Source organism: Streptomyces sp. NPDC002133, from assembly GCF_040296405.1.
GTDB lineage: Bacteria > Actinomycetota > Actinomycetes > Streptomycetales > Streptomycetaceae > Streptomyces.
Genome location: NZ_JBEOXF010000025.1, coordinates 52,992 through 65,434 on the forward strand (window position 1 = coordinate 52,992; position 12,443 = coordinate 65,434).

Here is a 12,443-nt window from a genome sequence, read left to right on the forward strand (position 1 = left end):
ATGTGCGCGGGCCGCCCTCCCGGAGGATTGGCCGAGAGGTAAGGCACCGGCTTGCTAAGCCGTGGTCGGGGTCAACCCCGCGCGCGTTCGATCCGCGCATCCTCCGCCTGGCCCTGAGCGGGCCGCAGAACCTGTGTACGGGGTGAGCGCCCCGCGTAACCGAACCCGGCACCGGGTATCGCGCCCACCCCGTCCCGGAGCATCGTCCGAGGCCCCAGGCCGGCGGAACGACTGCCGGTATCAACGACTGCCCACGACAACGACTGCCTGCATCCACGACTCCCACGACTCCGACACCAGGGAGCGTCGGCGGAACCACCGGCCACGATCGCCTCAGCGGCTCAGCAACTCCTCCAGCACCACCGCGATGCCGTCGTGTTCGTTCGAGGCAGTGATCTCCTGGGCCACGGCCTTGAGGTCGTCGTGGGCGTTGGCCATGGCCACGCCGTGAGCGGACCAGGCGAACATGGGGATGTCGTTCGGCATGTCCCCGAACGCGATCGTCTGGGTGGACTTCACGCCGAGCCGACGGGCCGCCAGGGAGAGGCCGGTGGCCTTGCTGAGGCCCAGCGGAAGGATCTCGACGATGCCGGGACCGGCCATCACCACGTCCACCAGGCCGCCGACCGTCTCGCGGGCGACGGCCGTGAGGGCGTCGTCGTCGAGGGACGGGTGCTGGACGTAGACCTTGTTGAGCGGGGCGGACAGGAGTTCCGCCGGGTCGTCGAACGGCACCACCGGGAGCGGGCTCTCCTGCACCCGGTAGCCGGGGCCGACGACGACCTCGCCGTGCAGGCCGTCGCGGCTCGCCGCAAGCGCCAGCGGGCCGACCTCCGCCTCCAGCTTGGCGAGCGCCAGCCCGGCCAGCTGCCGGTCCAGGGTCACCGAGGTCAGCAGCTTGTGCTCGCCCGCGTGGTAGACCTGCGCACCCTGCCCGCAGACCGCCAGCCCCTCGTAGCCCAGGTCGTCCAGGATGTGCCGGGTCCATGCGACGCTACGCCCCGTGACGACGATGTGTGCGGCGCCCGCCGCCGTGGCGGCGGCGAGCGCGTCGCGCGTGCGCTGCGAGACGGTCTCGTCGGAGCGCAGCAGCGTTCCGTCGAGGTCCGTGGCGATCAGGCGGTACGGAAACCGGGCCGAACTCACTTGGTGACCGGCTCCAGCACCTCACGGCCGCCCAGGTACGGACGCAGCACCTCGGGAACCCGCACGGAACCGTCCGCCAGCTGGTGGTTCTCCAGGAGGGCCACGATCGTGCGCGGTACGGCGCACAGCGTGCCGTTGAGCGTCGCGAGCGGCTTGACCTGCTTTCCGTCACGCTGCCGAACGGCGAGCCGGCGCGCCTGGAAGCTGTCGCAGTTCGACGCCGACGTCAGCTCGCGGTACTTGCCCTGGGTCGGGATCCACGCCTCGCAGTCGAACTTCCGCGACGCCGACGCACCCAGGTCGCCGGACGCCACATCGATCACCTGGAACGGCAGCTCCAGGCTGGTCAGCCACTGCTTCTCCCAGTCCAGGAGCCGCTTGTGCTCGTCCTCGGCGTCGTCCGGGTCGACGAACGAGAACATCTCGACCTTGTCGAACTGGTGGACGCGGAAGATGCCCCGCGTGTCCTTGCCGTACGTACCGGCCTCGCGGCGGAAGCACGGCGAGAAGCCCGCGTACCGCAGCGGCAGCTTGTCGGCGTCGATGATCTCGTCCATGTGGTACGCCGCGAGCGGGACCTCGGACGTGCCGACGAGATAGAAGTCGTCCTTCTCCAGGTGGTACACGTTCTCCGCGGCCTGGCCGAGGAAGCCCGTGCCCTCCATGGCGCGCGGGCGGACCAGCGCCGGGGTCAGCATCGGGATGAGGCCGGCCTCCGTCGCCTGCGCGATCGCCGCGTTGACGAGCGCGAGCTCCAGCAGGGCGCCGACGCCCGTCAGGTAGTAGAACCGCGAGCCGGACACCTTGGCGCCGCGCTCGACGTCGATCGCACCCAGTGCCTCGCCGAGCGCCAGGTGGTCCTTGGGCTCGAAGCCCTCGGCACCGAAGTCACGGATCGTGCCGTGCGTCTCCAGGACGACGAAGTCCTCCTCGCCGCCGACCGGGACGTCGGGGTGGACCAGGTTGCCCAGCTGGAGCAGCAGCCGCCGGGTCTCCTCGTCGGCCTCGTTCTGCTCGGCCTCGGCGGCCTTGACGTCGGTCTTCAGCTGCTCGGCCCGCTTCAGCAGCTCGGCCCGCTCGTCCGGGGACGCCTTGGGGATGAGCTTGCCGAGCGACTTCTGCTCGGAGCGGAGTTCGTCGAAGCGGACGCCGGACGACCTGCGCCGTTCATCGGCGGAGAGCAGGGCGTCGACGAGCGCGACGTCCTCTCCACGGGCGCGCTGGGAGGCGCGAACACGGTCGGGGTCCTCACGGAGCAGGCGAAGGTCAATCACCCCACCAGGCTACCGGTGCGGGCTCCCGCCTCCCCAGTTGATATTGCTTGCGTGTCACTTTGCCCGAATTGTCGGAATTGGGGAAAGCGGCGGTAAATCGAGAGCGACATCGGTCAATGAACGGGATGCCGATCCCCGAAATAGGGCAAGGCTCACTTCTTGCTTGACCCATTTCCGTTGTGGGGTGCGGAACTCGGGGCGTGTTGTCCACAGGGGCGCATGATCCGCTGGAGTTATCCACAGGGTGTGTCGGTCATCTGTGGATTACGGAAGAGATCATTCCGGAAGCCGCATGAGGAGCGGGGGGTTCCTCTTTCAAACCTCGCCCATGCACTCGTTCGAGTGGGAATTCGTCGCTCCGTAGAGTTGATCAAAGGAATTGAGCTGACACGGGCGACCGGGTGGGCTGTGGACGCATGTGAGGCGACTGGGGCGATTTGTCGACGATGTGGATCGACGTTGTCGACTTGTCCCCAGGTCGAGTTGCAGCCCTGTGGATAACTTCTGTGGGTAACGAAAAGCGGGAAGATCGCGCGGACAGAACCGGTCGAAGGAAACGCAGGGTTACGCCCGGCCGTCCTGACAGCGGGCCAGCCACTCCGCCGCGTCGACGAATTCCGCGTCCGACGTCCCGGCCCGCAGCGCGCGCATATTCTCCGCCGAGAACGCCTGCGGATAGGACCCCAGGAACCGCACCTTCGGACAGATCCGCTTCAGCCCCATCAGCGCCTCGCCGACCCGCCGGTCCGCGATATGGCCCTCGGCGTCGATCGCGAAGCAGTAGTTCCCGATGCCCGCACCCGTCGGCCGCGACTGCAGCAGCATCAGGTTCACGCCGCGCACCGCGAACTCCTGGAGCAGCTCGAGCAGCGCGCCCGGGTGGTCCTCGCGCTGCCAGATCACCACCGACGTCTTGTCCGCGCCGGTCGGGGCGGCGGGCCGGGCCGGACGGCCCACGAGGACGAAGCGCGTCTCCGCGTTCTCCGCGTCGTGGATCTCGGTGACCAGAGGTTCGAGGCCGTACGTCGACGCCGCGAACTCACCCGCGAAGGCCGCGTCGAAGCGGCCCTCCTGTACCAGCCGTGCGCCGTCCGCGTTCGACGCCGCGGATTCCCATACGGCGTCGGGCAGATGGGCGCGCAGCCAGTTGCGCACCTGTGGCTGGGCGACCGGATGGCCGGTCACCGTCTTCACGTCGGACAGCTTCGTGCCCGGCCGCACCAGCAGCGCGAAGGCGATCGGCAGCAGCACCTCGCGGTAGATCATCAGCGGTTCGCCGGAGGCCAGCTCGTCGAGGGTGGCGGTGACGCCGCCCTCCACGGAGTTCTCGATCGGTACGAGCGCGGCAGCAGCGTCCCCGTTCCGTACGGCGTCGAGCGCGGCCGGTACGGACACCATCGGGACCAGCTCCCGTGTCGCGGCTTCCGGGAGCGTGCGCAGGGCGGCCTCGGTGAAGGTCCCTTCGGGACCGAGGTACGTGTATCGCGTGGCGGACATACGGCATCCCTGCTGGCGCTCGGGCAACGACTGGCGGATGGATACCAGCCACCCTAGTGCGGTCGCGCCGCCTACGACTCCAGCAGACGCTGCCCCACGTACTCGCCCTTCCGCGGGCCGCCGGGCACGGCGAAGAGGCCGCTCGCCTCGTGGCGGATGAACGTGGACAGCGCATCGCCCCGGTCGAGCTTGCGCTGCACCGGTACGAAGCCCTTGAGCGGGTCCGCCTGCCAGCAGATGAAGAGGAGGCCCGCGTCCGGGGTGCCGTCCCCGGCGATTCCGTCGTGGAAGGAGTAGGGGCGTCGCAGCATTGCCGCGCCCCCGTTCTGTTCCGGCGCCGAGATCCTGGCGTGGGCGTTGTCAGGAATGATCAGCTTGCCGTCGGGGCCGGTCCTGTCGAGGTCGAGCTCGGTCGTCTCGCTGCCGCCCGTCAGTGGGGCGCCGTCGGACTTGCGCCGGCCGATCACGCGTTCCTGCTGTGTGAGGGACAGCTGCTCCCAGTCGTCGAGGAGCATGCGGATCCTGCGGACGACGGCGTACGACCCGCCGGCCATCCACGCCGGCTGTCCCGTGGCCGGGACGAAGATCCGACGGTCGAAGTCGGGCTCGGACGGTTTCGGGTTGCGGGTGCCGTCGATCTGGCCCATGAGATTGCGCGCGGTCATCGGCTGCGCGGTCGCGCCGGGCGAACGGTTGAAGCCGTTCATCTGCCAGCGCACCCGGGCCGCCTCGCCCGCGTCCTTCTGGATCGCGCGCAGGGCGTGGAAGGCGACCAGCGCGTCGTTCGCCCCGATCTGCACCCATAGGTCGCCGTTGGAGCGCCGCGGGTCCAGCTGGTCGGAGGAGAAGGCGGGGAGCGGGTCCAGCTCGGCGGGGCGCTGTGCGGCCAGGCCCGTACGGTCGAAGAAGGTGCGGCCGAAGCCGAAGGTGATCGTCAGGAGTGAGGGGCCGGCGTCGAGGGCGACGCCGGTGTCGCCGTCGCCGGCCGGTTCACCGGCCATCAGCCGGGAGGCCGTGGCCGACCAGCGGCGCATCAGCGCGACCGCTTCCTTGAGGCCCGCGCCGTGCGCCAGGTCGAAGGCGATCAGATGGCCGCGGGACTGCGTCGCCGTGGTGATGCCCGCCTGGTGGTCGCCGTGGAAGGACTCGGCGGCGGAGCCGACGGTGGTCAGCGCGGTCGCCGGCTCGTCGGCGACTGCCGCGCGGACCCCTGCGCCACCCGCTGCGCCCAGCACCAGGCCGGTCGCTCCGGCGGCACCCACGGTGCCGAGCAGTCGGCGTCGTGAGATCTCGATGTTGTTCGTGCCGGTGTCACTCATGCGGGCATCCATGCGGGCTGTGGTGCGTTCATGTGGTGCGTTCATGCGGTCGGTCACCCGATCTTGACGTTCTTGTCGACGGTCGTCTGATCGATGTCGGACGTCCGTACGGTGATCTGGACCCGCCACTCACCCGGAAGCGGGATCTGGAGGTTGCTCGCGCTCCAGTGGCCGCTCGCGATGCGGTCGGGGACGACGGGAAGCGGGCCGATCTTCTCGGCGGTGAGGGTGAAGGCGACCTTCACCTCGGGGATGTCCAGGGGCCGTCCGTTGGGCCGGTTCACCCATACGTGCAGGTCGTTGGCGCCGGAGCGGCCCGGGTCGATGGTGAGCCGGGCGGTGCCCTTGCCGTCCTTGCCGCCGGTGTCGAACGGCAGGGTGACGTCGACGGGCCGGTCGGGGACGGCGGTGGACGTCGGTGCGCCGGCTGCCCGAGAGGCTTCCTCTTCCGTACGTCCGGGCTCGGTGGAGGTCAGCACGGTCGTGACGGCGAGGAGCACGACGGCGATGCCCGCCTCCGCGAGGACTGAGCGGCGCAGTCCGGTGCGGGCGGGGTCGGCGTCCCTGATCCGCTTGCGGCGTGCGGTCGCCAACGCGTTCTTCTGGCGGGCGAGTTGTGCGGCGCGCTCGGGGTCGACGGTCCCGGGGTCCGACTCGGTCTCGGTCTCGTTCTCGATCTCGGGGTCCGGCTCGGTCTCGGTCTCGGCGTCGTTCTCAGGTTCCGTCCCGGTCTCCGCAACGGCCGCCGTTTCCTTCGCCAGTTGTGCCGTCCACCGCCGCGAGATCCATGCGACCCCGACGAGCACGGCGACCAAGCCCACCTTGACCAGCAGGAGTTGGCCGTACGAGGTGCCGGTCAGCGCCGTCCAGGAGCCGACCTGGCGCCAGGACTGGTAGAGCCCGGTCAGGGTGAGCACGACGACGGACGCGAAGGCGACCCGTGAGAAGCGGAGTACGGCCGTGCGGTCGAGAGAGGGCGTCCGGTAGAGCGCCACGAGCACTGCCACCAGGCCGCCCAGCCAGCCGGCGACGGCCAGCAGGTGCAGCACGTCCACGGGCATGGCGATGCCCGGCTGCAGACCGGTCGAGGCGTGCTCGGAGAGCGCCCAGGTGGCGGCGATCCCGGCCGCGACGACCGTTCCGCCGACGGCGAGGCCGAAGGTGAGATCGCCCTTCTCCTTGGCGTCGGTACCGTCGTCGGCCCGCTTCGTGTACGCCCCGAACAGCACCGCCACGAACAGTGCCGCCGCCCCGAGCAGCAGCAGCCGGGACACCAGCGCGGCCCCGGTCTTGGTCTCCAGTACGGCCTTCAGCCCGTTCAGGTCGAAGGCGTCGGCCAACTCCCCTGAGCCGGTGTACGGGTTGCGGAGCAGCAGCATGGCCAGGGTCGCCGCCGTGAGCGTCATCCAGCCCTGTACGACGAGTCGTTGCAGGGGACGCTCGGCCGCGCCGCGCGGCCAGCAGGCGAGGACGAACGCGGCGCCGCCCGCGAGCACGATGAACCCGGCGTAGGCCGCGTATCGCGCGATGTCGTAGAGCGTGCCGACGAGTCCGCCGCCCGCCTCCTGCTTCGGCAGCTCCACCGCGGTCTGCGAGGGCGCTCCGACGGAGAAGGTGAAGGCGCCGGCGATGGGGTGGCTGTCGGCCGACACGGCCTGCCAGGCGACGGTGTACGTGCCGTCCGGCAGGCCCGCGTGCAGTGAGACGCCGTACTTGACGATGCTCCCGCTGCTCAGGTTCTGCAGCTCACCGGTGTCGACGCGTTTGCTGCTGGGGTCGAGGACCCGGATCGAGTCGTTCCCCATGGCGACCTGCTCGGAGAAGGTGAGCGTGACGTCCTTGGGGGCGGCGGCGAGCACCGCCCCGTCCTTCGGGTTGCTCCCGGTCAGCGCGGCGTGCGCGCTCGCCGTGCCGGAGAGCACGGTGCCGAGCAGCGCCGCGGTGATGAGCAGCAGCCGCAGAAGAGTCGCGGTACCGAAGCGCGGGGCGGTGGTGATCATGATGTGTCGTCAGTCCCTCAAGTAGCTCAGTGCTGCTTCGGGTTGTGGGTCTGTGCCTCGACGGGAAGCTCGACCTTGATCGGGTCCGTCTTCTCGAAGTGCAGCTCTATGCCGACCTTTTCGCCCTGCTTCGGCTCCTTCTTGATGGCCGTGAACATGATGTGGCTGCCGCCGCGTTCGAGGTTCAGCTCGCCGTGGGCAGGGATGTCGAAGGACGTCACCTGCTGCATCTTCTGGTTCTTCGTCTCGTGGATCTGGACGTCGTCCGAGAGGCTGCTGGTGATCGAGGTGAGCTTGTCCGCCGTGTCACCGCTGTTCGTGACGGTGAGGAAGCCGCCTGCCATGTCGCCCACGGGCTGCGGCATGAACGCTCCGCTGACCTTGAGTTCGGGCGCGGAGCCGGACGACGAACAGCCCGCCAGGGCGACGCCCGTGGTGAGGGCCATGACGGCGGTCAGACTCCGTGCGAAGCGCCTTGGGGGGCGGGGGCCGGGCGACGGGTGGGCGGTGCGGAGGGTCACGGGTTCTCCCCCTTGACGATCTTCGGCAGGTCCTTGGCGTAGTCGTCCGAGGTGGTGTCCTCCCCGTACAGGACGTAGCCCTGGTCGGTCGTGGGGGAGAAGGCGATCACCTGCGCGCCGTGCATGGAGACGACGGAACCGTCCTTCTCCTTCTTCGGCGGGTCGATGCCGATGCCGAGCTGGCGCGCGCCTGCCTGGATGGTGGCGAAGTCTCCGGTGAGGCCGACGAACGACGGGTCGCCGGCCGCGGGCAGCCACTTGGCGAGCTCGGCGGAGGTGTCCCGTTCGGGGTCGGTGGTGACGAAGACGACCTGGAGCTTGTCCTGGTCGGCCTTGGGGAGCTTCTTCTTGGCGATGGCGATGTTGCTGATCGTCAGCGGGCAGACGTCGGGGCAGTGCGTGTAGCCGAAGTAGATCAGCGTCGGCCTGCCCTTGGTCTGCTCACGGAAGTCGAACGTGTTGCCCTGGGTGTCCTTCAGCACGAGATCGGGCTTTGCGAAGGGGCGGTCCAGGACGGTGGCCGCCTTGGTGTTCGGCTGGGCGGAGATGTCGGCGAAGGCGCTGCCGGACGAGCCGCTGTCGTCGCCCCGGGTGAGGGCGAAGCCTGCGGCTACGGCCAGTGCCGCCACGGCGGCGATCACCGCGATGAGAGGGGTGCGCCGCCGCGGGCGGGTTTGGTCGTCGGTCTTCTGGATGTGCATGGGGTTTCTCTTTCGGGTGTTCCGTGCAGGCCGTCAGGCCGAGCGGCGCCGGCCGGCCAGCACGCCGAACGCGCCACCGGCGGCGCCGATGACGATGCCCACGACGGCCAGGACGCGGGCGGTGGTGTCGCCGGAGTCGGAGTCGGAGTCGGAGTCGGAGTGGGCGGCGGCCTCGGTCTTCGCGTCGTCGTGGTGCCCGGCGTTGCTCTTCTCGTCGGACGTGTCGTCGGACGCGTCCTTCGCGGCGCCGCCGCCGTGGTGGTCATCGGTCGCGGCCGACAGCTTGAGCACGGGAGCGGGGTGCTCCGGCTCCGCTGCGCCGTCCTTCGGCTCCTCGATCCAGCGCACGATCTCCTTGTTGTCGTACGTCTGGAGGGCCTTGAAGACGAGCCGGTCGGTGTCCTCCGGGAGCTGTCCCAGCGAGACCGGGAACTGCTGGAACTCGCCCGGTGCGATCTTGCCGCCGTCCGAGGTCCAGGTGATCTTGGTGACGGCCTCGGTGATCTGCTTGCCGTGCACGGTGAGCGGCTTGGCGAGCTTGGTCTTGGTGGGCACGGCCTTCCAGCCCGGGACGGGCTGCGGCATCACGGAGGACAGCGGGTGCTCGGCGGGGACGGTGACCTCGAGCTTCACCGTCGAGGCGTTGTCGCGCTCGTTGGGGACCTTGAAGACGACCGTGGTGTAGCCGCCCTTGGCGGCCTCGTCCTGCGGCTGCACGCTGACGTGCGCGAAGGCCGTGCCGGAGAGCAGCAGCACGGACGAGGCGGCGACGGCGCCCGCGACGGCGAGACGAGAGACGTTGTTCATGGCAGGGGACACTCCAGGTCAGGAAGGTGATCGGCCCCGGCGCGGGTGCGCGCGGGCGCTGCGGCACCACTCCCGTCGAGTTGGCCGCGTCAGGCTGCGAGTGCGTACGCGGCAGGGGGGCCGCGCCTGATCACCGTGTGCTGGAGTGCCCCTGCCACCGGCGGCAGGTGTGCGTCGAGGGGCATGAGGAGGGGGCGCGGACCGGTACCGGGCGTGCCGGGCAGTCCGGCGAGCAGGGCGCGTACGAGCACCAGGGCGGCGCGCAGGGAACGTACGAGCGCCCTCTCCGCGATCTCGGTGGCGCCGTGCGCCGACAGCTGCGCCAGCCGGAACAGTGCGACCTCTCCGCGCCGCAGCAGCCAGCCGGTCGCGACCGCGGCCAGCAGATGGGCGAGCAGCATCGGGACGTCCGGCAGCAGTCCGGCTGCCTCCACCGAGGTGCCCGCCGTGGCGCCGGCGGTGTGCTGGTGAGCCACATGCCCGACGCCCGCCGGGTCGATCCCGGCGCGCGCGACGATCCGGTGGGCGTCGGCGGGGCTCAGTGAGGCGGCTCCCGCGCCGCACAGGAGCTTCGCCGCGGTCCTGATCAGCGCGTCGTCGGCGGTCGGCGCCACCACGAGTTGCTGCTGTGCGAGGGCGAAGAGGGTGTGCAGGGCGAGCTGTCCGCCGGCCAGGGCGGTGGCGATGACGGGCATCGAACGCTCGCGCCCGGCGAGTGGCGACGTCACCGCGAAGACGATCAGGAAGCCCGCCAGGAGCGTCCACCAGGGGACGGTCGCGCACCCGGCCAGCACATGCCCCAGAGCGGACAGCACGACGCAGACCGCGGCGAACACCGCGGCCCTCAGCAGCCGCAGACCGGCTCCGGCGTGTGCGATCGAGGGCTCGACCGACGGGTGGACAGACATGGCCGGAACATCATCGCACTGTGCCCCCGGCCGCCGAGCGGCAGGTCCGGAAGATCACGTTTGCGAGCGCTGCGTGCGCATGTCCAGGGCGTGTTCGTGCCGACGTGCGCCCTGGCGGGCATCCCGGCGTGCGCGACATACACCCGTCTACGCCGTACGCGCGTCCGCCGAATGAGGGCTTTGCGGCTTCTTACGTCAACCATGCGCTTACGGACGCGGCCTTGCGGCAATACGTAACGGTATGTCGAGCCGCAGCCAGGAGGCTGGAGCATGAGCATCTGGTGGTCTCTCCATTTGCGGCGCGAGGCTGCGAGCGTTCCGCTCGCCCGTCGCCTTCTCCTCGGCACGATGGAGACCGCGGGCGTCGACCCCGACATCTCCTACGACCTCTCGGTCGCCCTGAGCGAGGCATGCGCCAACGCGGTGGAGCACGGCGGCAATGCGGGGCCCGGCGGCCTGTCGGAGGCGTACCGCGTGACGGCGTATCTGGACGGCGACAGGTGCTGCATCGAAGTGGCGGACTCCGGTCCCGGCTTTCCCGACCGCCGCGCCACAGCCGCCTTCGCCCAGGTCGCCCCCGCTCCGCCGCCCTCCTCGGAGCACGGCCGCGGACTGTGCCTGATCGAGCAGCTCGCCGATCACGTCCACTTCAGGAACCGGCCGGGGCACGGCGCGGTGGTCAGCTTCGACAAGATGCTGAAGTGGCGGGAGGGCGCCCTGCTCAGAGTCACCTGAGCCGGGCGCCCTCCTGCTTCGCCTCTGTCTGTCGCCGTCTCCGCCTGCGCGGATCAGCCCTTGAGGCGGGCCATCCAGGCCTCCACCTCGTCGGCCTGCCGCGGCAGCGATGCGGAGAGGTTCCGGCTGCCGTCCTCGGTGACGAGGATGTCGTCCTCGATCCGGACGCCGATGCCGCGGTACTCGGCGGGCACGGTCAGGTCGTCGGCCTGGAAGTACAGACCCGGCTCGACGGTCAGGCACATGCCCGGCTCCAGCGTCGCGTCCACGTACGTCTCGGTCCGCGCGGCCGCGCAGTCGTGGACGTCCATGCCGAGCATGTGGCCGGTGCCGTGCAGGGTCCAGCGGCGCTGCAGGCCGAGCTCGAGCACCTTCTCCACGTCCATGTCCCCGAACAGGCCCCACTCGACCAGCTTGGCGGCGAGGACGCGCTGCGCGGCGTCGTGGAAGTCGCGGTACGCGGCGCCCGGCTTCACCGCGGCAATCCCCGCCTCCTGGGCCTCGTACACCGCGTCGTAGATCTTGCGCTGGAGCTCGCTGTAGCGGCCGTTGATCGGCAGCGTGCGGGTGACGTCCGCCGTGTAGAGCTCGGTGGTCTCGACGCCGGCGTCGAGCAGCAGCAGCTCGCCGGGGCGCACGGCGCCGTCGTTGCGTACCCAGTGCAGGGTGGTGGCGTGCGGTCCGGCCGCGCAGATCGAGCCGTAGCCGATGTCGTTGCCCTCGACGCGGGCGCGCAGGAAGAACGTGCCCTCGATGTAGCGCTCGCTGGTGGCCTCGGCCTTGTCGAGGACCCTGACGACGTCCTCGAAGCCGCGGGCGGTGGAGTCGCAGGCCTTCTGCAGCTCGGCGATCTCGAACTCGTCCTTCACGAGGCGGGCCTCGGAGAGGAAGACGCGCAGTTCCTCGTCGCGCTCGGCGGTGACCTTGTCGGTCAGGGCGGCCTCGACGCCGGCGTCGTGGCCGCGGACGTTGCGCACCGGTCCGGTGGCCTCGCGCAGCTGCTGCGGGAGCTCGCGGACGTCCTTGGCCGGGATGCCCAGCAGCTGCTCGGCCTCGGTGAGGGAGTGCCGGCGGCCGACCCACAGCTCACCCTGGCCGTCCAGCCAGAACTCGCCGTTCTCACGGTCGGAGCGCGGCAGCAGATAGACCGTCGCCTCGTGGCCGTTCTTGGTGGGCTCCAGGACCAGGACACCGTCGTGGGTCTGGTCACCGGTGAGGTACGCGTACTCGGTGGAGGCGCGGAAGGCGTACTCGGTGTCGTTGGAGCGGGTCCTCAGATTGCCCGCGGGGACGACGAGACGCTCGCCGGGGAAGCGGGCGGAGAGCGCTGCGCGGCGGCGCGCGGTGTGCGCGGCCTGCGCGATCGGCTCGAGGCCGTGCAGCTCGGTGTCGGCCCAGCCGGACTTCATGTTCTCGGCGAGCTCGTCGGACACTCCCGGGTACAGCCCGTTCTTCCGCTGCTTGATCGGCTGTTCTTCAGTCTCGTCCGGGGTCTCCGGGGTGAGCTCTTCGGCCACGGGTCCGCCTCCTTGTTG

General features: G+C 70.2%; 11 protein-coding genes and 1 tRNA gene. 2 read left to right on the forward strand and 10 right to left on the reverse strand.

Annotation, left to right across the window (positions count from 1 at the left end; genetic code table 11):
• The first annotated feature begins 21 nt into the window (after positions 1-21).
• Positions 22-106, forward strand: a tRNA-Ser gene (locus tag ABT078_RS23110).
• Between the two features lie 227 nt (positions 107-333).
• On the opposite strand, the gene ABT078_RS23115 is transcribed toward ABT078_RS23110, so the two are convergent.
• The 9 genes from ABT078_RS23115 to ABT078_RS23155 all read right to left on the reverse strand — a co-directional run bounded on the left by ABT078_RS23115 (position 334) and on the right by ABT078_RS23155 (position 10,173).
• Positions 334-1,146 carry an HAD family hydrolase gene (locus tag ABT078_RS23115; RefSeq protein WP_351230646.1) on the reverse strand — a complete coding sequence of 271 codons (813 nt, stop codon included), beginning with the start codon at positions 1,144-1,146 and terminating at the stop codon, positions 334-336.
• On the reverse strand, positions 1,143-2,420 hold the full coding sequence (gene serS, locus ABT078_RS23120; protein WP_351230648.1) for a serine--tRNA ligase: 1,278 nt from the start codon (positions 2,418-2,420) through the stop codon (positions 1,143-1,145). The genes ABT078_RS23115 and serS overlap by 4 nt, the downstream gene beginning before the upstream one ends.
• A 564-nt stretch (positions 2,421-2,984) precedes the next feature.
• Positions 2,985-3,917 carry a prephenate dehydratase gene (gene pheA / locus ABT078_RS23125; RefSeq protein WP_351230650.1) on the reverse strand — a complete coding sequence of 311 codons (933 nt, stop codon included), beginning with the start codon at positions 3,915-3,917 and terminating at the stop codon, positions 2,985-2,987.
• 71 nt (positions 3,918-3,988) lie between these two features.
• Entirely contained in the window at positions 3,989-5,248 is a 1,260-nt protein-coding gene (efeB, locus tag ABT078_RS23130; RefSeq protein ID WP_502981279.1) for an iron uptake transporter deferrochelatase/peroxidase subunit, read from the reverse strand.
• Positions 5,249-5,289: 41 nt separating this feature from the next.
• On the reverse strand, positions 5,290-7,236 hold the full coding sequence (locus ABT078_RS23135) for a copper resistance protein CopC (RefSeq protein ID WP_351230654.1): 1,947 nt from the start codon (positions 7,234-7,236) through the stop codon (positions 5,290-5,292).
• A gap of 26 nt (positions 7,237-7,262) precedes the next feature.
• Positions 7,263-7,682 (reverse strand): copper chaperone PCu(A)C, encoded by a 420-nt coding sequence (locus ABT078_RS23140; RefSeq protein ID WP_351230718.1) that lies wholly within the window; start codon positions 7,680-7,682, stop codon positions 7,263-7,265.
• 71 nt (positions 7,683-7,753) lie between these two features.
• On the reverse strand, positions 7,754-8,458 hold the full coding sequence (locus tag ABT078_RS23145; RefSeq protein WP_351230656.1) for an SCO family protein: 705 nt from the start codon (positions 8,456-8,458) through the stop codon (positions 7,754-7,756).
• Between the two features lie 33 nt (positions 8,459-8,491).
• Positions 8,492-9,265, reverse strand: a complete 774-nt coding sequence (locus ABT078_RS23150) for a YcnI family copper-binding membrane protein (RefSeq protein ID WP_351230658.1) — start codon at positions 9,263-9,265, stop codon at positions 8,492-8,494.
• A gap of 89 nt (positions 9,266-9,354) precedes the next feature.
• Entirely contained in the window at positions 9,355-10,173 is an 819-nt protein-coding gene (locus ABT078_RS23155; RefSeq protein ID WP_351230660.1) for a hypothetical protein, read from the reverse strand.
• 270 nt (positions 10,174-10,443) lie between these two features.
• Between ABT078_RS23155 and ABT078_RS23160 the strand changes: the two genes are divergently transcribed.
• Positions 10,444-10,908 (forward strand): ATP-binding protein, encoded by a 465-nt coding sequence (locus tag ABT078_RS23160; protein ID WP_351230662.1) that lies wholly within the window; start codon positions 10,444-10,446, stop codon positions 10,906-10,908.
• Between the two features lie 53 nt (positions 10,909-10,961).
• Here the strand turns inward: ABT078_RS23160 and ABT078_RS23165 are convergent, their stop codons facing one another.
• Complete coding sequence (locus tag ABT078_RS23165; protein WP_351230664.1) at positions 10,962-12,425, reverse strand: aminopeptidase P family protein; 1,464 nt, start codon at positions 12,423-12,425, stop codon at positions 10,962-10,964.
• Between the last annotated feature and the right edge of the window lie 18 nt (positions 12,426-12,443).

What these genes read in the sequence shown, in the direction of transcription:
- ABT078_RS23135 (WP_351230654.1), bottom strand. Translation starts at nt 7,236, where the DNA reads ATGATCACCACCGCCCCGCGCTTCGGTACCGCGACTCTTCTGCGGCTG.
- ABT078_RS23155 (WP_351230660.1), bottom strand. Translation starts at nt 10,173, where the DNA reads ATGTCTGTCCACCCGTCGGTCGAGCCCTCGATCGCACACGCCGGAGCC.
- efeB (WP_502981279.1), bottom strand. Translation starts at nt 5,248, where the DNA reads ATGGATGCCCGCATGAGTGACACCGGCACGAACAACATCGAGATCTCA.
- ABT078_RS23150 (WP_351230658.1), bottom strand. Translation starts at nt 9,265, where the DNA reads ATGAACAACGTCTCTCGTCTCGCCGTCGCGGGCGCCGTCGCCGCCTCG.
- ABT078_RS23140 (WP_351230718.1), bottom strand. Translation starts at nt 7,682, where the DNA reads ATGGCCCTCACCACGGGCGTCGCCCTGGCGGGCTGTTCGTCGTCCGGC.
- ABT078_RS23145 (WP_351230656.1), bottom strand. Translation starts at nt 8,458, where the DNA reads ATGCACATCCAGAAGACCGACGACCAAACCCGCCCGCGGCGGCGCACC.
- pheA (WP_351230650.1), bottom strand. Translation starts at nt 3,917, where the DNA reads ATGTCCGCCACGCGATACACGTACCTCGGTCCCGAAGGGACCTTCACC.
- ABT078_RS23160 (WP_351230662.1), top strand. Translation starts at nt 10,444, where the DNA reads ATGAGCATCTGGTGGTCTCTCCATTTGCGGCGCGAGGCTGCGAGCGTT.